We start from the raw sequence: 22,954 nt of genomic DNA on the forward strand, positions 1-22,954 counted from the left end.
CTCGTCCTTCCGGGTGCGGGTTCAGATCGCTCGGCCGACTGCCGCGTCCGTCGGCGGGTCTATCCAGTGCCTGCTGCGCTGGAAGCCGTACTTGGGCACGGAGACCTTCCTCGGGCTCCGCCCCTCGTGGTAGGCGCGCCAGTCGATGTCCGCACCGGCGAGCCACAACCGCGCGAGGACCTCGGCCGCGCTTTCGGTGCCCGGCAGAGTCACGACCAGGTCGGACTCTCCCTGCCGTACACCCCAATGCTCCAGCAACCTGCCCAGTGCGCGCCCATGGTCGAGGCACTCGTCGAACGCGTCCCGGTAGCACGGCTCCGTCCGGTACAGCTCCTCGTCGCGGTCCGGCTGCTCGCCGGCGAACTCGAACCGCACGGCGCGGCCGAGGTGGGCGTCGGTGCTCCGCAGCACGTTCGACGCCAGGTCCGCCGCCGAGGACACGACCGCGGCCCTGCGGTGCTGGAACACCCGCCGCCCGGTCTGCAGCGTGAACGCCACGTCCGCGAGGTCCACGTCGGACGACTCGAGCAGTGACACCAGCCGTTCCCCGAACGCGTCGGCGGCCTCCGCCGTGCGTGCCGACCACACCAGCACCTGCTGCGCGCGGCTCGGCAGCCGCTCCCCGCGCGGCAGTGCCGGCGCCTCCTCCACCACCACGTGCGCGTTCGCGCCGCCGAGCCCGAACGCGCTCACGCCGGCCCGGCGCGGCCGCTCACCCCGCGGCCACGGCCGCCGTTCGGTGACGACCTCCATGCGGGTGCGGGCGAGCTGCGCGTTCGGCTTGCTGTGGTTGATGGTCGCGGGGATCTCCTCGTTGGTCAGCGCGAGCGCGACCTTGATCAGGCCCGCCACGCCGGCGGCGCGGTCGAGGTGACCCAGGTTGGGCTTCACCGACCCGATCGCGAGCGGGGTGTCGCCGAACACCTGGTGCAGCGCGGACACCTCGATGGTGTCGCCGAGCGCGGTGCCGGTGCCGTGCGCCTCCAGGTAGTCCACGTCGGACGGTTCGAGCCCGGCGGCCGCGAGTGCCTCCGCCACGACCCCGGCCTGGCCCTGCACACCGGGCGCGACCCACGCGGCCTTGGCGGCGCCGTCGTGGTTGACCGCCCAGCCGCGGATCACGCCGTAGATCCGGTCGCCGTCCGCGACCGCGTCGGCGAGCCTGCGCAGCACCACGACGCCGAGCCCGTTGCCGGTGCCGTGCGGGGTGCCCTCCCCCGCCTCGTCGAACGCGCGGCACCGGCCGTCCGGCGACGACGTGCCGCCCGGTTCGTACCGGTAGCCGACGCGGTGCGGCACCTCGATCGCGACCCCGCCCGCGAGCGCGACGTCGCACTCGCCGGTCAGGAGGCTCGAGCACGCGACCGACACGGCGACGAGCGAGGTCGCGCAGTAGGCCTGCACGCCGACGCTCGGCCCGGTCAGCCCGAGGGTGTGGGACACGCGGCTGGTGAGCGAGTCCTTGTCGTTGCACAACCCGATCGCGAGCTTCCCGGCGCCGGCGACCAGCTCCTTGTGCTGGATCAGGTTGTAGATCATGTAGGTGCTCATCTGGCTGCCCGCGAACACGCCGACGAGCCCCGTCGCGCGGTCCGGGTCGATGCCGGCGTCCTCCAGGGCGTGCCAGCAGTTCTCGAGGAACAGCCGCTGCTGCGGGTCCATCAGCGCGGCCTCGTGCGCCGGGTAGCCGAAGAAGCCCGCGTCGAACAGCTCGATGTCGTCGAGCACCGCGGCCGCCGGGACGTACGCGGGGTCGGCGATCAGCTCGGGGTCCTCACCGGCGGCGAGCAGCTCCTCGCGGGTGAACCACGTGACGCACTCCTTGCCGTCGCGCAGGTTCTCCCACAGCTCGTCCACGTCGCGGCTGCCGGGGAACTGCCCGGCCATGCCCACGATCGCGATGTCGGTGCCGGAATCCACGGCGGCGGGTTCGGCGGTCATGCCGCCCCCTTGCGTGCCTGCGCGATGGCCCGGCGGCGGGCACCGCGCGCGGCCTGCGCGTCCACCGCGGTGGGGCGGGCAGGCGCCGGGGCGCTGAGCGAGTCGAGCAGCTCCGCGAACTGGGCCGGCGTCGGCCGTTCGAACAGGCTCGCGGGCGTCAGTTCGACGTCGAACTCCTTCGCCAGCCTGGACACGACCGCGACGCCGATCATCGACGTGCCGCCCAGCTCGAAGAACGGGTCGTTGACGCCGATCGCCTCGATGCCGAGGTGTTCCTGCCACACCTGGGTGACCGTGCGCTCGGTCGGGGTGCGTGGCGGCAGGAACGACGTCCGCAGGTCCGGGCGCGGGAAGCGCTCGACGTTGACCGGCGTCTCCTGCACGAACGGCGTCGGCGTGTAGTGCGGCCAGAACCTGGTGCGCTGGAAGGGATAGGTCGGCAGGTCGACGAACTGCCCGGCACGGGGCCACGTCACGGGCACACCGCGCTCCCACAGTTCGCCGAGCGTCGCGAGCCAGCCGGGCCGGTCCGTGCCCAGCGCGACCTGCCCGGCCGCGGGCTCGGCCGCGAGAACCACGTCCACCCGTCCGGCCACCTCCCCGGCGCTGCCGGTCACGGCGATCGGCAGCACCCTGCCCAGTGCCGCGACCGGGTCGTCGGCGTCGATCGACGGCTCGGCGGCGGCCAGCCGAGCGGCCCAGTCACCGCCGGGCACGAACCCGAGCGACTGCTTGCCCGCCGGTGCCTGCACGCCGGTGAACCAGGACCGCAGCTTGGCGATGGCGTCGGCGCGGTCGCGGCACACCAGCGCCTTCCGCACCCGCAGCGCCGATCGTCCGCTTTGGACGGTGTGCGCCACGTCGGCCAGCACGAGGTCCGGTGTTGCCGCCAGGTGGTCGGCGAGCTTCGCCGCCAGCTCGGCCAGCCCGGCCTCGCTCCCTGCCGACAGCGTGAGCAGCTGCCACTCCTGCTCCGGGGTGGGCACGACCTCGACCGGCGGCGCCTGCTCGATGATCACGTGGGCGTTCGTGCCGGACCAGCCGAACGCGCTGATCCCCGCGCGCCGGGGCGCGTCGGGCGACGACGGCAGCGGCTGGTTGCCCTGCACGGGCCGCACCGGGCCGTCGAGCGTGACGACCGGGTTCGGCTTGGACAGGTGCAGGTTGCCCGGCACCTCGCCGTGCTTGACCGCCTGGATCGCCTTGATCAGGCTCGCGAGCCCGGACGACGCGACCAGGTGCCCGATGTTGGCCTTCACCGCGCCGACGAGCAGCGGGTGGTCGGCGCCCCGGTCACCGAAGACCTCCAGCAGCGCGCCGAACTCGATGGCGTCGCCGAGCGCGCTGCCGGTGCCCTGCGCCTCCAGGAAGTCGATGTCGTCCGGCTTGAGGCCGGCGTTGGCGAGCGCGGAGCGCAGCACGGCGATCTGCGCGACCTTGTTGGGCGCGGTCAGGCCGTTGCTGCGGCCGTCGGAGTTCACGGCGGAGCCGCGGATCAGCGCGTGCACGCGGCGGTCGCGGGCGTCGGAGGCACGCGTGAGGATCACCGCGCCGCCACCCTCGCCGAGGGTGTAGCCGTTCCCCGCCTCGTCGAACACCTTCGCCCTGCCGTCCGGCGCGAGCATGCCCATCTTCGCGAACTGCACGAAGTAGACGGGGTGGATGATCGCCGAGCTGGAGCAGACGATGGCGTGGTCGACCTCGCCGCGGCGCAGGCTCTGCACCGCGAGGTCGAGCGCGACCAGCGACGACGAGCACGCCGTGTCGACGGTCATCACCGGGCCGCGCAGGTCGAACTGGTAGGCGAGGCGCCCGGCGGCGGCGCTCGCCGACCCGCCCATGGTGAGGTACGGGTCGTCGATGCTCGCGACGCCTTCGGCCTCGGCCTCCAGCTGCAGGTACTGCCGCGAGTCGACCAGGCCGAGGAACACGCCGGTCCTGGTGCCCTTCAACGACTCCGCCGGGATCCCGGCGTCCTCCAGCGCCTCCCACACCAGCTCGAACAGCAGCCGGTGCTGCGGGTCGATGCGCAGCGCCTCCTGCGGCGAGATGCCGAAGAAGGCCGCGTCCCAGCCCGCGATGTCGGGCAGGAACCCGCCGCGCTGCGTGTACGCCTTGCCTGGCTTGGTCGGGTCCGGGTCGTAGTAGTCCGCGGCACGCCACCGGTCGGGCGGCACCTCGGCCATCGCGTCGACACCGTCCTGGAGGGCCTGCCAGAACCGGGCCGGGGTGTCGCCCCCGCCCGGCAACCGGCAGGACATCCCGACCACGGCGAGCGGCTGGGTGGCCGCGGCCTCCGCCGCGGCCAGCCGCTCCTTGGCCTCGACCAGGTCGCCGGTAACACGCTTCAGGTACTCGACGAGCTTCTGTTCCCGGGTCTGGTCTGTGGTCATGTCAGCTCGCCTTCCCAAGCTCCGAGTCGATCAGGTCGAACAGGTCGTCCGCCGACTCCGCCGTGGACAGCCGGGCCTTGAGCCCGTCGGTGCGCTGCGGCTGCAGCGCCTGCCATGCCGCGACCAGTTCCTGCAGCGCGGAGTCGACCCTGGCCCGCACGTCCTCGTCGTCGACCGGCACCGTCGCCAGCGCGTCGGCCACCCGGCCAAGGTCGGCGAGCACCGGCACCGGCACGGCCACGTCGTCGGTGACCAGCTCCTCGAGCAGCTGCTCGGCGAGCGCGACCGGTGTCGGGTAGTCGAAGACCAGCGTGGGCGCGAGCTTCAGGCCGGTGATGCCGTTGACGCGGTTGCGCAGCTCGACCGCGGTGAGCGAGTCGAAGCCGATCTCCTTGAACGGCCGCTCCGGCTCGACGGTGTCCGGGTCGGCGACGCCGAGCACGGCGGCCACCTGCGCGCGGACCAGGTCGAGCAGCATCCGCTCGCGCTCGGCGGGCGGCATGACGGCCAGCCGCTCGACCAGCGTGTCGTCCTTGGCGATCCCCGCGGCCTGCGCACGGCGGCCGTTGCCACCGGCCAGCGCCCGGAACAGCGGCGGCACCACGCCACCCCTGCGCAGCGCACCGGCGGCGAACGCGACACCCAGCAGGATCGCGTGGTCACCGGCGACCGCGCTGTCGAACATCGCCATGCCCTGCTCGAGCTCGATGGGCTCCATGCCGCTGCGGGCCATGCGGGCCAGGTCGGCCTCGTCGAGGTGCCCGGTCATGCCGGACCGCTCGGCCCACACGCCCCACGCCACCGAGGTGGCGGGCAGGCCCTGGTCGCGGCGGTGCTGTGCCAGCGCGTCCAGGAACGCGTTCGCGGCCGCGTAGTTCGACTGGCCGGGGCCGCCGAGGATGCCGGCGGCGGAGGAGAACAGCACGAACGAGGACAGGTCCATGTCCTTGGTCAGCTCGTGCAGGTTCCAGGCCGCGTCCACCTTCGGCTTCATGACCTTGGCGAGCGTGTCGGCGTCCTGCGAGGCGAGCACGCCGTCGGACAGCACACCGGCGGTGTGGATGACCGAGGTCAGCGGGTGCTCCAGGGAGTCGAGCAGCGCGGCGAGGGCGTCGCGGTCGGCGGCGTCGCACGCCTCGATGCGGACGTCCGCGCCCAGCTCGGTCAGCTCGGCCGCCAGCTCCGGCGCGCCCTCCGCCGCGAGGCCGCGGCGGCTGGTGAGCACCAGGTGCTTGATGCCGTGCTCGGTGACCAGGTGCCGGGCGACCGCGGCGCCGAGGGTGCCGGTGCCGCCGGTGATCAGCGCGGTCCCGTCCGTGTCGACGTCGCGCGGCACGGTGATGACGACCTTGCCGATCTGCTTGGCCTGGCTGAAGAACTGGAACGACTCCTGCGAGCGGCGCACGTCCCACGCGGTGAACGGCAGCGGCGTGATCTCGCCGCGGCCCGCCAGCTCAGCGACCGCCGACCAGCCCGGCGCGATCACGTGGATCGGCGCGCCGAACAGCTCGAACGGCAGGTAGCTGATGTGCGGGTGGGCCTTCGCCACGTCCTCGGGGTCGCGCAGGTCCGCGATGCCCATCTCCAGGAACCGCCCGCCCGCGCGCAGCAGCCGGAACGAGGACTCGATGAACTCACCGGTCAGCGAGTTCAGCACGATGTCGACGCCCTCGCCGTTCGTGGTGGCGCGGAACTTCTCCTCGAACTCCGTGGTGCGGGAGTCGCCGATGTGGTCGTCGTCCAGGCCCAGCGAGCGCAGCACGTCCCACTTGCCCTTGCTGGCGGTGCCGAACACCTCGACCCCGCGTGCCTGCGCAAGCTGGATCGCGGCCAGGCCGACGCCGCCGGCGGCGGAGTGGATCAGCAGCCGCTCCCCCGCCTTCATGTGCGCGAGGTTCAGCAGGCCGTGGTAGGCGGTGGTGAACACCAGCGGGATCGACGCGCCCTCGGCGAAGGTCCAGTCCGCGGGCAGCGGCGCCAGCATCTCCTGGTCGGTGACCGTGACCGGGCCGATCGAGCCGGGGAACATGCCCATCACGCGGTCGCCGGGCTTCAGGTCCGTGACGGCCGAGCCGACCTCGAGGACGATGCCCGCGCCCTCCTGGCCGAGGCCGTTGTGCATCGGCGCGAGGCCCAGGACGTTGAACACGTCGCGGAAGTTCAGCGCACACGTGCGGATCGCGACCTTGACCTTGGTCGGCAGCAGGTCGCCGTCGAACCGGTCGTCCGGCACCAGCTCCAGGTCGGCGATGGTGCGGCCGGTGGTGTGCAGGCGCCACACGTCGGTGTCCGGTGCCTGCAGGCCCGGGGTCCGGCGGGCGAGGCGCGGCACCAGCACGGCACCCGCCCGGACGGCGGCCTGGTCCTCACCGGCGGCGAGCGCGGCGGCCACCGCGGCGGCGGTGACGTCCTTGTCGCCCAGGTCGACCAGCGCGAACCGCTCCGGGTTCTCCGTCTGGGCACTGCGCAGCAGGCCCCACAGCGCGGCGGACGGCAGGTCGCGGACCTTCTCACCGCCGCTCACCGCGACCGCCCGCTGGGTCACCACGACCAGCTTCGACTCGGCGAACCGCTCGTCGGCGAGCCACGCCTGCAGGTGCCCGAGCACCCGGAGGCTCTCGGCGTGCACCGCGGCGGGCAGGTCCGTCGTCTCCTCGACCACCGCCGGGAGCAGGACCACCTCGGGCGTGCCCTCGATCGCGGCCACGTCCGCGTGGGAGGGGAGCCCGTCGAACTCGCCGATGGCCGCCCAGCCGTCGGTCGAGCCCGGCTCCTCTGTCTCCTCCGGCGCCACCCAGTCCAGGGCGAACAGCGGGTCGTCGTTCGTGTTCTTGCGCAGCGCGGCCAGCTGCTCGGCGGAGATCGGCCGCAGCAGCAGCGACTCCACCTTGGCGACCGGGGCGCCGTTCTGGTCGACCAGGTCGAGGTGGACGGTGTCCTCACCGGCCGACGACACCAGCACCCGCAGGGACCGCGCGCCGGTCGCGTACAGGGACACACCGGTCCAGTGGAACGGCACGTGCCCCGCGCCGTCCAGCAGCGCGCCCGCGCCGATGGCGTGCAGTGCCGAGTCCAGCAGCGCCGGGTGCAGCCCGTAGGAGGCGGCCTCGTCGCGCTGCTTGCCGGACAGCGCCACCTCGCCGAGCACCTGGTCGCCGTTGCGCCACGCGGCACGCAGGCCCTGGAACGCCGGGCCGTAGTCGTAGCCCGCGTCGGCGAGGCTCGGGTACAGGTCGGTCACGTCGATCTCGACCGAGCCGGGCGGCGGCCACGACGCGAACGTCGGCACCAGCGCGGGCACCTGGTTCGACAGCGTGCCGGCGGCGTGCCGGGTCCACTCGGCCGGCGCGCCGTCCTCGGCGTCCGGTCGCGAGTGGACGGTCACCGCCCGCGACCCGTTCTCGTCCGGCGCGGACACGTTCACCTGCAGCTGTGTCGCCTGGCCCGCGTTGAGCACCAGCGGGTTCTCGATGATCAGCTCGTCGAGCTGCGCGGCGCCCGCGATGGTGCCCGCCTTGATCGCGAGCTCCACGAACAGCGTGCCCGGCGCGAGCGTGGCGCCCTGCACCTTGTGGTCGGCCAGCCACGTGTGGGTCGACGGGCTGATCCGGCCGGTCAGCACGAAGCTGTCGCTGTCCACAGGGGACACGACGGCACCCAGCACCGGGTGCTGCGCGGCGTCCAGGCCCGCGGAGCGGATGTTGCCGCCGGTGCCGGTGCGGGTGACCCAGTAGTGCTTGTGCTCGAACGCGTACGTCGGCAGGTCGACCAGCGTCGCGTCGGTGCCCGCGTACGGCGCGGCCCGGTCCACCGACGCGCCGCGTGCCCACAGCGTGGCGGCCGCGGTCAGCACCGCGTGCGGCTCGGTGCGGTCCTTGCGCAGGGCCGGCACGATCGTGACGGTGCCGTCGTCGACGAGGCTGTCGAGGCACTCCGTCGCCATGCCGCTCAGCACACCGGACGGGCCGACCTCGACGAACGTGGTGACACCGGCGTCGGCGAGCGTCCGCACGCCGTCGCAGAACCGGACGGCGGCACGGACGTGCTCGACCCAGTAGTCCGGGGAGGCGAGCTGCGCCGGGGTGGCGATCTCGCCGGTCACGTTGGACACCACCGGGATCGTCGCCTCGTGGTAGGCGACCCCCGCGGTGACCGTGCGGAACTCGGGCAGCATCGGGTTCATCAGCGCCGAGTGGAACGCGTGACTCACGGTCAGCCGCTTGACCCGGCGACCCTGCTCCTCGAAGACCGCGGCGACCGCGAGCGCGGCCGTCTCCTCGCCGGAGATGACGATCGACGACGGGCCGTTGATGGCGGCGATCTGCACCGCGTCCGACAGGTGCGGCGTGACCTCCTCCTCGGTGGCCTGGATCGCGACCATCGCGCCGCCCGCCGGCAGTGCCTGCATCAGCGAGCCGCGGGCCGCGACGACCACGCAGGCCTCCGGCAGCGACAGCACGCCGGCCACGTGCGCCGCGGCCAGCTCGCCGATCGAGTGCCCGCACACGAAGTCCGGGGTGACGCCCCACGACTCCAGCAGGCGGAACAGCGCGACCTCGATCGCGAACAGCGCGGGCTGGGTGTAGCGGGTCTCGTCGAGCCCCTCGCCGTCGGCGATCACCTCGCGGACCGGCCGGTCCAGCAACGGGTCCAGGTGCTCGGCCACCTCGTCGAACGCGGCCGCGAAGACCGGGAACCGCTCGTACAGCTCGGTGCCCATGCCCGCGCGCTGCGCGCCCTGGCCGGTGAACAGGAACGCGACCTTGCCGCTGCCCGGCGACCCGGTGATGCCCGCCCCATTGCCGTCGCCGTTCCGCAGGGCCTCCAGCCCGGCGAGCAGCTCCTCGCGGGTGGTGCCGACGACGGCCGCGCGGTGGTCGTACACGCCGCGGGTGCGGACGAGCGAGAGTCCGACGTCCGCGGGCCGCAGCCGCTCGTCACTGGCCACGGTGGACCGCAAGCGCTCGGCCTGGCGGCGCAGCGACTCGGCGGTCTTGGCGGACAGCGTCCACGCGACGGGGCCCTCGTACGGCGTGCCCTCGGCCACGGTCTCCTCGCGCGGCGCCTCCTCGATGATCAGGTGCGCGTTGGTGCCGCTGATGCCGAACGACGACACCCCGGCGCGGCGCGGCGTGTCACCCGCGGGCCACGGCTGCGGCTCGGTCAGCAGCCGGACGGTGCCCGCCGACCAGTCGACCTCCGGGGTCGGCTCGTCCACGTGCAGCGTCGCGGGCAGCTCCTCGTGCTGCAGCGCCAGCACCATCTTGATCAGGCCGGCGACACCGGCGCCCGCCTGCGCGTGGGAGATGTTGGACTTCACCGACCCGAGCCACAGCGGGCGTTCCGGGGTGTGCGACGAGCCGTAGCTCGCCATCATGGCCTGCGCCTCGATCGGGTCACCGATCGACGTGGCGGTGCCGTGCGCCTCCACGGCGTCGATGTCGCCGGGCCGCAGGCCCGCGTCGGCGAGCGCGTCCGCGATGACGCGCTGCTGCGCGGGCCCGTTCGGCGCGGTGAGGCCGTTGGAGGCGCCGTCCTGGTTGACGGCGGAGCCGCGGATGACCGCGAGGATGCGGCGGCCGTTGCGCTGCGCGTCGGACAGCCGCTCCAGCAGCACCACGCCGACGCCCTCGCCCCAGCCGGTGCCCTCGGCGCCCTTGGCGAACGAGCGGCAGACGCCGTCCGGCGACAGGCCGCCCTGCTGCGAGAACTCGACGAAGCTGTAGGGCTGGCCCAGCACGGTCACGCCGCCGGCCAGCGCGAGCGAGCACTCGCGGTCGCGCAGCGCCTGGGTCGCGAGGTGGACCGCGGACAGCGACGACGAGCACGCCGAGTCGAGCACGATCGACGACCCCTCGAGGCCCAGCGTGTAGGAGACGCGGCCGGACAGGATGCTGCCGGTGGTGCCGGTGACGAGGAAGCCCGACAGGTGCTCGGGCATGTCGAAGTAGTCGCCGATGTAGTCGTGGTACATGCAGCCCGCGTACACCGAGGTCTTCGAGCCGCGCAGCGCGGCCGGGTCGATGCGCGCGTTCTCGATGGCCTCCCACGACGTCTCCAGCAGCAGCCGCTGCTGCGGGTCCATGGCGAGCGCCTCGCGCGGGCTGATGCCGAAGAATTCCGGGTCGAAGTTCCCCGCGCCCTGCAGGAAACCACCCCGGTTGACGTAGGTCTTGCCCTTCTGCCCGGGCGTGGGGTCGTAGACGCGCTCGATGTCCCAGCCGCGGTCGGTGGGGAACTCGCTGACGCCGGTGCGTTTTTCCGACAGCAGTTCCCACAGTTCCGCCGGCGAGGTCACACCACCCGGTAACCGGCAGGCCATGCCGATGATGGCGATCGGTTCCCGCGCGTCACTGACCAGCCGCTGATTCTCCTTCCGGAGACGGTCGTTCTCCCTGAGCGACTCACGCAAAGCCTCGACGAGTTGTTCCGAGGAAGTAGTCATGTTCATCTCCAGTAGAACCGGCGGATCGCGTCAATGCTATCGAAAACCGGACATATCCTTAAGCGACTCGTCGGCCACTTGTCCATTTTCGAGAAACCCCCCGGTAATTGTCCGCCAATGCTATTCCGGAGAAGCTCTTGATGAATTTCTCTCACCCCGCGAGTGATTCGGGTGCCGCGGGCAGTCTCGTGGCCAGGTAGGCCACCATCGAGGTCAGGTTCGGGTGGTCGAACACCAGCGTCGGCGGCAGCGAGATCTCGGTCGCCGTCGACAGCCGGTTGCGCAGCTCGACCGACGCGAGCGAGTCGAAACCCATCTCGTCGAAGCGGCGCTCGGCGTCCACGTCGTCGACGGTGCTGTGCCCGAGCGAGGCCGCGACCTCCGCCTTCACCAGCTCCGTCAGCGCGGCGACGCGCGCGTCGCCCTCGAGCCCGGCGAGCGTCTCGTGCCACGACTTGTCCGACACGACGCGGTCGGCGGCGCTGCGGCGGGTGGTGCGCACCATGCCGCGGAACAGCGGCGGGCACGCGCCGCCGAGCGCGGCGAGCGCGGACGTGTCGAGCTTCAGCGGCACCACGTTGTCGCGGTCGGACCGCAGCGCGGCGTCGAGGCGTGCCATGCCCTCCTGCGCCGACAGCGTGAGGAACCCGGAGCGGGCCATGCGCGACCGCTCCACGTCACCGAGCTTGCCGGCCATGCCCGCCGACAGCGCCCACGGACCCCACGCGAGGGACACCGCGGGCAGCCCGGCGGCGCGGCGGTGCGCGGCGACCGCGTCGAGGAACGCGTTGGCGGCCGCGTAGTTCGCCTGCCCGGGGTTGCCGAGCACGCCGGCGAGCGAGGAGAACAGCACGAACGCGGACAGGTCGGCGTCCTTGGTCAGCTCGTGCAGGTTCCACACCGCGTCGACCTTGGGCCGCAGCACGGCGTCGATCCGCTCGGGGGTGAGCGAGGCGAGCACGCCGTCGTCGGTGACACCGGCCGTGTGGAACACGGCGGTCAGCGGGTGCTCGTCCGGGACGGCCGCGAGCACCGCGGCGAGCGCGTCGCGGTCGGCGGCGTCGCAGGCGGCGATCGTGACCTCGGCGCCCAGCTCGGTCAGCTCCGCGCGCAGCTCCTCGGCACCGGGGGCGTCCGCGCCGCGGCGGCTGGTGAGCAGCAGGTGCCGCACGTCGTGCTCGGTGACCAGGTGCCGGGCGGTCAGCGCGCCGAGCGCACCGGTGCCGCCGGTGATGAGCACGGTCCCGCCCGGTGTGAACGCGGCCGTCTTCTCACCCGGGCGCAGCCGCGCCATCCGTCCCATGTGGCCGGTGCCGTCGCGCACCACGATCTGCTGTTCCTGGCTCGCGAGGAAGTTCGGCAGCAGGTGCCGGTCGGCGTCGGCGATGTCGATCAGCGTGATGCGGCCCGGGTTCTCCGACTGGGCGGAGCGGACCATGCCGACCACGGCCGCGGCGGGCAGGTCGGTCACGTCCTCGCCGGTGAGCCCCTGCGCGCCGTCGGTCACGACGACCAGCCGGGACGCGGCGAACCGCTCGCTGCTCGACCACGTCTGCAGGTCCTCCAGCGCCGCGTGCGTCGCGGCCCTGGTCGCGTCGGCGACGTCGAGGCCGCGGTCGCCGCGCACGTTCAGCACGACGACGTCCGCGGCGTCCACGTCGGACATGCTGCCCAGGTCGGTCTCGGCGATCGACAACCGCGGCGCCTGGGCGGCGGGCAACGGGGTCCAGTTCACACCGAGCAGCGCGTCCACGCCGCGGTGGTACGCGGCGTCGGCCTGCTCGTGCGTCATCGCGCGGCCTGCCATGGCACGCACGTGCGCCACGGGCCTGCCGTGCTGGTCGGCGAGCAGGATCTCCACGGCGGACTCGTCGGTGGGCAGCATCCGCACGCGCAGCGCGGTCGCGCCGGTCGCGTAGAGGTGCACGCCCGACCACGCGAAGCCGACGGCGACGCTGTCGTCGAGGTACTCCGACGCGCCGAGGATCAGCACGTGCATGGCCGAGTCGAGCAGCGCTGGGTGGAGGTTGAACTCCTTGGTCTCCTCGACGTACTCCTCGGGCAGCCACACCTCCGAGTACAGCTCCTCGCCGATCGTCCAGGAGTGCTTGAGGCCGCGGAAGTGCGGGCCGAACGTGTAGCCCTCCTTGAGGAACCGGTCGTAGAGGTCGCCCAGCTCGATCTCCCGCGCGCCGGGCGGCGGCCACTCGGCCATCTCCGCGTGCTCCGGCGGCACGGTCGGCTTGGTCATGCTCGCGGTGTTGGCGAGCACGCCGCTGGCGTTGCGGGTCCAGCCCCACTCGGCCGGCGCGTCGTCGAACCGCGAGTAGACGGTGAAGCGGCGGTTGCCGTGCTGGTCGGGCCTGCCGACCACGAACCGGACCGCGCAGCCGCCCTCGTCCGGGACGACGAGCGGCGTCTCGAGGACCATCTCCTCGAGGAAGTCGCAGCCGACCTGGTTGCCCGCCTCGATGGCCATCTCGACGTAGCCGGTGCCGGGCACGATCACGCGGCCGAGCAGCGTGTGCCCGATGAGCCACGGGTGGGTGCGCAGCGACAGCCTGCCGGTGAGCACGACGTCCTCGGACTCCGGCAGCGTCACGACGGCGCTGAGCATGTTGTGCTTGACCGGGATGAGCCCGATGCCGGACGGGTCGCCGCTCGCGCCTGGCTTGAGCCAGAACCTCTGGTGGTTGAACGCGTACGTGGGCAGGTCGACCTTGCGGCCGCCGCCGAACACCGCGGTCCAGTCCGGGCTGACACCGTGGACGTGCAACGCGGCCACCGCCTCGACGACGGTGGTGACCTCGTCCCGGCCGCCGCGCAGCGTGGGCACGAGGGTGGCGTCGACGGTCTGGCCGGCCATGCCGGTGAGCACGGCGTCGGGGCCGATCTCCAGGTAGCGGGTGACGCCGAGGCCGGCGAGCGTGTGCACCGCGTCGGCGAACCGGACGGTGCCGCGGACGTGCCGCACCCAGTACTCGGGGTCGGTCGGCTCCGCGCCGACGATCGGGATCGACGGCTCGTGGTAGGTCACGCTCTGCGCGACTGCCCGGAACTCGTCCAGCATCGGGTCCATCAACGGCGAGTGGAACGCGTGCGACACGCTCAGCCGCTTGGTCTTCCGGTCCGCGAAGTGCGCGGCGACCGCGAGCGCGGCCGACTCCTCGCCGGAGATCACGACCGAGCCGGGCGCGTTGATGGCCGCGATGCCGACGTTCTCGGTGAGGTGCGGGGTGACCTCCTCCTCGGTGGCCTGGATCGCGATCATCGCGCCACCGGCGGGCAGCGCCTGCATCAGGCGGCCGCGTGCCTCGACGATCGTGCACGCGTCCTCCAGCGACCAGACCCCGGCCACGTGCGCGGCGGCCAGCTCACCGATCGAGTGCCCGGCGAGGAAGTCGGGCTTGACGCCCCACGACTCCAGCAGCCGGTACAGCGCCACCTCGAACGCGAACAGCGCGGGCTGCGTGTTGCCCGTCTCGTCCAGGCCATCGCCGGAGGCGATCACGTCCCGCAGCCCGCTGTCGAAGTGCGCGAGCACCTCGTCGAACGCGGCCGCGAACACCGGGAACGCCTGGTGGAGCCGCTGCCCCATGCCCGCGCGCTGCGCGCCCTGGCCGGTGAACAGCCACGCGGTCTTGCCGCCCTGCCGGGTCGACCCGGTGATGAGCTGCCCGTCGACCAACGCGGCCCGGTGTTCGAGCGCGGCCCGGGTGGTGGCGAGGGAGAAACCGATGTCGGCGGCCGACAGCCCGGGGTTGGCCGCCACGAAGGACTTCAGCTGGTCGATCTGGTCGTGCAGCCCCTCGGCGGACCGGGCCGACACCACCCAGGGCACGACCGGCAGCGTCGACTCGGTCGACGTGTCCTCGACCTCCGGCGCCTGCTCCAGGATCACGTGCACGTTGGTGCCGGTGACGCCGAACGACGACACCCCGGCCCGGCGCGGCGCCCCGGTCTCGGGCCACTCCCGCGCCTCGGTGAGCAGCCGCACGTTCCCGGACGCCCAGTCCACCTCGGGGGTCGGCTCGGCGACGTGCAGCGTCTGCGGGAGCTTCCCGTGCCGCATGGCCTGCACCATCTTGATCACACCACCGACACCGGCGGCCGCGATCGCGTGCCCCATGTTCGACTTGATCGAGCCGAGCCACAGCGGCCGGTCGCGGTCCTGCCCGTAGGTCGCGAGCAGCGCCTGCGCCTCGATCGGGTCGCCGAGGGTGGTGCCGGTGCCGTGCGCCTCGACCGCGTCGATGTCCCGTGTGGACAATCGCGCGTCGGCCAGCGCGGCGCGGATGACCCGCTCCTGCGACGGCCCGTTCGGCGCGGACAACCCGTTGGACGCGCCGTCGGAGTTCACCGCGGTGCCACGCACGACCGCGTACACGGTGTGCCCGTTGCGGATCGCGTCGGAGAGCTTCTCGACGACGAGGATGCCGACGCCCTCGCACCAGCCGGTGCCGTCCGCGTCGGAGGAGAACGACTTGCAGCGCCCGTCGGCGGACAGGCCGCCCTGCCTGCCGAAGTCGAAGAACGCCGACGGCGTCGACATGACCGTCACGCCACCGGCGAGCGCGAGCGAGCACTCGCCGTTGCGCAGCGCGTGCGCGGCCTGGTGCAGCGCGACCAGCGACGACGAGCAGGCGGTGTCGACGGTGACCGTGGGGCCGACGAGCCCGAGCACGTACGAGATGCGACCCGAGCCGGCGGCCGGTGCGGCGCCGGTGTTGTAGTAGCCGCCGAGGTCCTCGTCCGACGACATCATCAGCGTGCCGTAGTCGTCGCCGTTGATGCCCGCGAACACGCCGGTCTGGCTGCCGCGCAACGCCAGCGGGTCGATGCCGGCGTGCTCGAGCGCCTCCCACGCGGTCTCCAGCAGCAGCCGCTGCTGCGGGCTCATGGCGAGCGCCTCCCGGGGGCTCACCCCGAAGAACGCGGCGTCGAACCCGGCGACGTCGTCGAGGAACCCGCCGCGCCCGGAGCCGGTGGAGTCGAGCCCGAACCGCTCGGACAGCGCGTTCCAGCCGCGGTCGGCCGGGTACGGGCCGGTGGCGTCGGTGCCGTCGGCGACCAGCCGCCACAGCTCGTCGGGGCCGTGCGCGGACGGGTACCGGCAGCCCATGCCGACGATGGCGATCGGCTCCGGCTGCCTGGCCTGCAGGTCACGCAGCTGTTCCTTGGTCCGCGCCAGTTCCGCGGTGACCTTCTTGAGGTACTCGAGGAGCTTGTCGTCGGTCATCCGATCCCTCTATTCATGCCACACCGAGGTCGTCGATGAAGGCGAACACGTCGTCGGCGGAGGCGGCCTTGAGCCTGTCCTCGACCGAGGTGACGGTGCCCCCGTTGGCCTTGTCGTTGAGCGCGCCCACGATCGCCTGCAACCGGGCGACGATCCTGGTGCGCTCGATGTCGTGTGCTTCGAGCCCCGCCACCGCCTGCTCGAGTGCGTCCACAGTGGACAGCACGGTGTCGCCGCCCGCCTCGCCCAGCCCGAGCTTCCCGTGCAGGAACGCGGCGAGGTCGGCCGGGTTCGGGTGGTCGAACACCATGGTCGCGGGCAGCGTCAGCCCGGTGGCGGCGGCGAGCTGGTTGCGCAGCTCCACCGCGGCGAGCGAGTCGAAACCCAGCTCGCGGAACGCCGCGTGCGGGGCCACCGCGTCGGCGGAGTCGTGCCGCAGCACGGCCGCGGCCCGTGCCCGCACCAGCTCGACCAGCTCCTGCTCCTGGTCGGCGGCGGACAGCTGCTCCAGCCGTGCCACCAGGTCCGCGGCCCCGGCGTCCGGCACGACCGCGTTCTCGGCGGCCAGCACCGCCATCGCCGCGGGCACGCCACGCAGCAGCGGACGCGGCCGGGCGAGCGTGTACGTCGGCACGAACCGCTGCCAGTCGATGGCGGCCACGACCAGGTTCGGGTGCCCCTCCGCGATCGCCTGCGCGAGTGCCGCGAGCGCGAGCCGGGGCTCCATGGCCTCGAGGCCGTACCGGGACAGGTCACCCTCGGCGGCCATCGTGTCGCCTGCCCACGCACCCCACGCGACCGAGGTGGCCGGCTTGCCCTGTGCCCTGCGGCGCTGGGCGAGCGCGTCGACGTAGGCGTTCGCGGCGCCGTACGCGGCCTGGTGCCCGCTCCCCCAGATCGCCGCGCCGGAGGAGAACAGGACGAACGCGTCCAGGTCGCCGGTGAGTTCGTCGAGGTTGCGCGCGCCGTCGACCTTGGCGCGGCCGGTGGCGGTGAACTCCTCGACCGTGGTGTCGCCGATCGCCACCGGCACGGGCAGCGCGCTGGCGGCGTGGAACACGGCGTTCACGGGGTGCTCGGCGAGCAGCGCGGCCAGGGCGTCGCGGTCGGCGACGTCGCACGCGGCGATCGTGACCTGCGCGCCGAGTTCGGTGAGCTCGTCGCGCAGTTCGGCCGCGCCGGGCGCGGCCATGCCGCGGCGGCTGGTGAGCACGACGTGCTCGGCGCCGTTCTCGGCGAGCCAGCGCGCCAGGTGGGCGCCGATGCCGCCGGTGCCGCCGGTGACGAGGACGGTGCCGCGTGGCTGCCACGGCGTGGTGTCGTCGGCGGGTGCGGGGACCATCCGGCGCGCGTACACGCCGTCGGCGCGGATCGCGAGCTGGTCCTCGTCCGGTGTGGACAGCGCGGCGGCGAGCAGGTCGGTGGCGTCGGCGGCGGGCAGGTCGACGAGACCACCCCACCGCTCCGGCAGGTCGAGCGCGAGCACGGTGCCCAGCCCCCAGATGGCGGCCTGGTCCGGATCGGGTGACTCGGTGGTGGCACCGGTGGTCACGCACCACAGCGGCGCGTCGACCTGCTGGACGAGCCTGATCGTGTCGGCCAGCGGAAGCGCGGCGACGACACCGGTGAAGTCCCCGGCGGGCAGCGCGCCGACCTCACCGCGGACGACCTCGACGTGCGCGGCGAGCGCGTCGGCGACGGCGTCGTTCGCGCCGACGACCAGCCAGCGCCCGGCCAGCGACGGCTGGGTTTCCACCCGCGCCCAGTCGATGCGGTACCGCCAGGAGTCCACGGTGGACTCGTCGGTCACGCGCCACTCGCTGATGTCGACCCAGTAGCGCTGCCGGTCGAACGCGTAGGTGGGCAGGTCGACGGCCGACGGCGTGAAGGGCGCGAAGAACGCCCGCCAGTCGACGGTCCGGCCCGCGCAGTGCAGCGCGGCGAGCGCCTCGACGGCGACCCGGTCGCCGGGCTGCTTGCGGCGCTGCGCGGGGATGAAGGTGCCGGTGGCGCTCTCGGCGGCCATGGCGGTCAGCACGGCGTCCGGGCCCAGCTCGACGAACGTGGTGACCCCCTCGGCTGCGAGGGTCGTGATCGCGTCGGCGAACCGGACGGTCTGCGCGACGTTGCGGATCCAGTACTCGGGGGTGCCCATGTCGGTCACGTCCCCGGTCACCGTGGACACGACCGGGATCGCCGGTTCCGCGTAGGACAGCCCGGCGGCGACCCTGGCGAAGTCGGCGAGCATCGGCGTCATCAGCGGCGAGTGGAACGCGTGGCTGACCGCGAGCCTGCTGGTCTTGCGGCCCTCGAACCCGGCGGCGATCGCCAGCACCTCCGCCTCCGGCCCCGAGAGCACCACGGAGTTCGGGCCGTTGACGGCGGCGATCCCGACGTCCCCCGACACCGTCACCTCGTCCTCGCTCGCCTGCACGGCGACCATCGCACCCCCGGCGGGCAGCGCCTGCATCAGCCGCGCCCGGGTGGTGACGAGCAGGGCCGCGTCGGCGAGCGACAGGATCCCCGCGACGTGCGCGGCGGCCAGCTCGCCGATCGAGTGCCCGACGAGGTGGTCGGGCCGGACGCCCCACGACCGGAACAGCCGGAACAGGGCGACCTCGACGGCGAACAGGCCGGGCTGGGTGTAGGTGGTCTGGTTCAGCAGGTCCTCGTCCTCGCCCCACAGGACCTCGCGCAGCGGCCGGTCCAGGTGCGGGTCGAGCGCGGCGAGCACCTCGTCGAACGCCTCGGCGAACACGGGGAACGCCTCGGCGAGGTCGCGGCCCATGCCGAGCTTCTGCGTGCCCTGCCCGGAGAACAGGAACGCGAGCTTGCCGTCCGACCGCGCGACGGGCACGAGCTCGGTGCCCGCGAGGTAGCCGCGGTGCTCGAAGTGCGTGCGGGTGGTGGCGAGCGAGAAGCCGACGTCCACAGGGGACAGATCCGGGTGGGCGGCCAGGTGCTCGCGCAGCGCGCCGGCCTGCGCCCGCAGCGCGGCCGGGGTCTTGGCGGACAGCACCAGCGGCATCGCGGGCGCGTCCTTCGCGGGGGCGGGCGCCTCCTGCGGCACCGCCTCGATGATCACGTGGCTGTTGGTGCCGGACAACCCGAACGAGGACACGGCGGCCCGGCGGGGCCTGCCGGTCTCCGGCCACGGGCGCTCCTCGGTCAGCAGGCGCACCGTGCCCGCCGACCAGTCGACCTGCGGGGTCGGCTCGTCGACGTGCAGTGTGCGCGGCAGGACGCCGTGCCGCAGCGCCTGCACGACCTTGATGATCCCGGCGACACCGGCCGCGGCCTGGGCGTGCCCGAAGTTCGACTTGATCGACCCCAGCCACAGCGGGGTCTCGCGGTCGCGGCCGTAGGTCGACAGCAACGCCTGCGCCTCGATCGGGTCGCCGAGCCGGGTGCCGGTGCCGTGCGCCTCCACGACGTCGATGTCCGAGGTGGACAGTCCGGCGTCGGCGAGCGCGGCCCGGATCACGCGTTCCTGCGACGGCCCGTTCGGCGCGGTCAGCCCGTTGGACGCGCCGTCCTGGTTCACCGCCGACCCGCGGACCACGGCGAGCACCCGGTGCCCGTTGCGTTCGGCGTCGGAGAGCCGCTCCAGCACGAGCACCCCGACGCCCTCGGCCCACGCGGTGCCGTCGGCACCGGCGTCGAACGACCGGCAGCGGCCGCCCTCGGCGAGCCCGCCCTGGCGGGAGAACTCGTTGAAGGAGCTGGGCGTCGACATCACGCTGACGCCACCCGCGAGCGCGAGCGTGCAGTCACCGCGACGTAACGCCTGCGCGGCGAGGTGCACGGCGACGAGCGACGACGAGCACGCGGTGTCGACGGTCAGCGACGGGCCGGTCAGCCCGAGCGCGTAGGACACCCGCCCGGACGCGACGGCCGGCGTGGTGCCGGTGCTGATGTACCCGCCGAGGTCCTCACCGGACATCAGGACCGGGATGCCGTAGTCCTCACCCATGAGCCCGGCGAACACACCGGTGGTGGCGCGGCGCGCGGTGTCGGCGTCGATGCGGGCGTGTTCCAGCGCGGCCCACGACGTCTCGAGCAGCACCCGCTGCTGCGGGCTCATCGCGGTGGCCTCGCGCGGGCTGATGCCGAAGAACCCGGCGTCGAACTCCGTCGCGTGGTCCAGGAAACCGCCGGATCCGGAAAGGACGGACGTCATCCCGAAGGCGCGCGCGAACGCGTCCCAGCCGCGGTCGGCGGGTAACGGCGAGATGCCGTCCTTGCCCTCGGCGACGGCCTCCCACAGGGAGTCCGCGTCCGAGATGCCACCCGGGTACCGGCACGCCATACCGACGATCGCGATCGGTTCCCGTGCGGCCGAGGCGAGCTCCTCGTTCTCCCGCCGGAGGTTCTCGTTCTCCTTCAGCGAGGACCGCAGCGCCTCAACCAACTCGTCAGACGTGGCCATACCGTCCCCAAGCGCCTCGAATGTGTGACTGCCCGCATACCTCTCGCGTCGAGCGTACGGACGCGGGGTATGCGGGCAGCCAGTTGCCGGTAACTCGGTGGTTCAGTCCAGAGCGGGTTCTTTCTCGCGCCGCACTTGACTTTCCACGCGCGGCGCTGGTGGCTCCGGCGGCGCGGACTCGGACAGCCCGACCCGGTTGTGCAGTGCCCGCAACGGTTTCGGCGCCCACCACGCGGCGCGGCCGAGCAACCGCATGCCCGCCGGCACGAGCACCCCGCGGATCAGCGTGGCGTCGACCATGATGGCGAGGCCCGCGCCGATCCCGAACATCTGCAGGAAGCTCACCCCGCCGGTGCCGAAGGCGAAGAAGTTCACCGCGATCAGCACGGCGGCCGTCGACACGATCCGGCCGGTGTGCGACAACCCGTCGACCACCGCGGCCCGCCGGTCGAGCCCGAGGTCGTGCCCCTCCTTGATCCGGCTGAGCACGAACACCTCGTAGTCCATGGACAACCCGAACGCGATGCAGAAGAACAGCATCAGCATGCTCGTGTCGAGCGGCATCGGCGTGAACCCGAGGATGTCGGCGAGCCAGCCCTCCTGGAAGATCATCACCAGGACGCCGATGGTCGCCGACAGGCCGAGCACGTTGAACACCAGCGCCCTGATCGGCTGCAGCACGCTGCCGGTGAACAGGAACAGCAGGATGAACGTGGACAGCGCGATCAGCCCGGCGGCGAGCGGCAGCCTGCTGCCGATGGCCTCCTTGCTGTCGACGAGCGTGGCGGCCGAACCGCCGACCCGCGGGTCGGTGCCGACCGGGCCCGCCATGTCGCGGATGGTGTGCACCAGCTCCTGCGCGTTGGCCGACCGCGCGTCGTCCTCGGTGATCACGGCGAACCGCTGCACCTCCGGCTTGCCCATGGCGGCCGAGGTCGGCGGCACGCCCTTGGCCGCGCCGTCGACGAAGACGCCTGCACTGGACTCGACCCTGGCCACGTCGGGCAGCGTCGACAGCCGGCCCGCGTAGTCGGCGACCTGCGCCTTCGGCAGCAGCCCGGTGACGACGACCTGGATCGCGCGGCTGTTGTCGTCGGGGAAGTGCGCCCGGATCGTGTCGCCGACGGTCCTGGTCTGCGTGGCCTCCGGCAGCACCCGGTCGTCCGGCGTGCCGAACTCGGCCTTGAGCACCGGCAGCGCGCCGACGACCAGCACCGCGATCACCGGCAGCGCGCACAGGACGGGCCGCTTCGTCACCGCGGACGCGACCCGGCGCCAGAACGGCGACACCGCGCTCGGGGTCTTCCTGAACCACGGCAGCTTGCCCGCGTTGACCCGGTAGCCGAGGACCTTCAGCAGCGCGGGCAGCACGACGATCGACGTCAGCATCGCGATGAGCACGACGCCGATGCCGGAGTAGGCGAACGACCGCAGGAAGAACAGGGGGAAGATCGTCAGGACGGCGAGCGCGACCGCGACCGTCAGTGCGCTGAACACGATGGTCCGCCCCGCGGTCTGCACGGTGCGCACCACGGCGTCCTCGATGGACCGCCCGGCGGTCAGCTCCTCGCGGAACCGGCTGACCATCAGCAACGCGTAGTCCACGGCGAGCCCGAGGCTCAGCGCGGTGGTCAGGTTGATCGAGTAGATGGAGACGTCGGTGGCGGACGCGATGCCGGACAGCGCGGCGAACGTGCCGAAGACCGTGGCCGCGCCGATGAGCAGCGGCAGGCTCGCGGCCACGAGGCTGCCGAACGCGAACACCAGCAGCACCAGGATGATCGGCACCGCGATGCCCTCCGCGAGCGCCAGGTCCTTGCCGACCTGGGTGCGGCTGTCGACCGACATCATCTTGGGCCCGCCGAAGTACACGTCGTACTCGCCGGTCGAGGCGTCGGCGTACCGCTCGGCGAACTCCTCGGTGGCCGTGATGTCGTCGTGCTCCAGCTTGATGGCGATCATGCCGTGTCTGCCGTCGTCGGAGCGCAGGCTCGGCGCACCCGTCTCCCAGTAGGAGACCGCCTCGGTGACGGCGGGGTCGTCGCCGATCCGCCGGGCGAGGTCGGTGGCGTCCGCGCGCACGGCGTCGTCATCGACGGAGCCGTCCTTGACCGACACGAGCGCGACGACGTCGACCTGCCCGCCGAACTCGTCGTTGATGAGGTCCTGCACCTGGGAGGACTCGGCGGCGGGGTCGGAGAACCCCTCCGGCTTGAGCTTGCTGAACACGGTGAACCCCACCGCGCCCGCGGCGATGAGCGCGAGCAGGGCAACGACGAGGATCCCGCGCGCGCGGGTGGCGGCGAAGCGTCCTATGGCAGTGAACATGGCAGGCGTGCCCCTGACAGACGTGGCGTGTGGTTCACCCCCACGCTCCCAGCCGCCTTATCGCACCGTCAACGCCCGCTCACTCTTTCGTGAACCAGTTCCCCGCAAGAACATGAATTCCTCACATATGCGCCGTGGCGAAATCATGATCGGATTCATGTGGAATTCCCGAACACGAC

3 protein-coding genes and 3 pseudogenes are annotated in these 22,954 nt (G+C 72.8%); all 6 read right to left on the minus strand.

Annotated elements, in window-relative coordinates:
* Window positions 1-21 precede the first annotated feature (21 nt).
* The 6 genes and pseudogenes from ACYQ77_RS18130 to ACYQ77_RS18155 all read right to left on the minus strand — a co-directional run bounded on the left by ACYQ77_RS18130 (window position 22) and on the right by ACYQ77_RS18155 (window position 22,775).
* Entirely contained in the window at window positions 22-1,941 is a 1,920-nt protein-coding gene (locus ACYQ77_RS18130) for a beta-ketoacyl synthase N-terminal-like domain-containing protein (protein WP_459712759.1), read from the minus strand.
* A complete protein-coding gene (locus ACYQ77_RS18135) occupies window positions 1,938-4,334 on the minus strand; it encodes a type I polyketide synthase (protein ID WP_459712762.1) in 2,397 nt (798 codons plus the stop codon). Before ACYQ77_RS18135 ends, ACYQ77_RS18130 begins: the two co-directional genes overlap by 4 nt.
* A 1-nt stretch (window position 4,335) precedes the next feature.
* Window positions 4,336-10,779, minus strand: a pseudogene (locus tag ACYQ77_RS18140) (SDR family NAD(P)-dependent oxidoreductase); the annotation flags it as partial.
* 151 nt (window positions 10,780-10,930) lie between these two features.
* A pseudogene (locus ACYQ77_RS18145) lies at window positions 10,931-16,012 on the minus strand (SDR family NAD(P)-dependent oxidoreductase); the annotation flags it as partial.
* 19 nt (window positions 16,013-16,031) lie between these two features.
* A pseudogene (locus ACYQ77_RS18150) lies at window positions 16,032-20,438 on the minus strand (type I polyketide synthase); the annotation flags it as partial.
* Window positions 20,439-20,549: 111 nt separating this feature from the next.
* The gene (locus tag ACYQ77_RS18155; RefSeq protein WP_459712764.1) at window positions 20,550-22,775 is read right to left on the minus strand and encodes an MMPL family transporter; all 2,226 of its coding nucleotides are present in this window, start codon (window positions 22,773-22,775) and stop codon (window positions 20,550-20,552) included.
* Window positions 22,776-22,954: the final 179 nt, after the last annotated feature.

The sequence above is a fragment of the Actinophytocola sp. KF-1 genome, assembly GCF_054661535.1.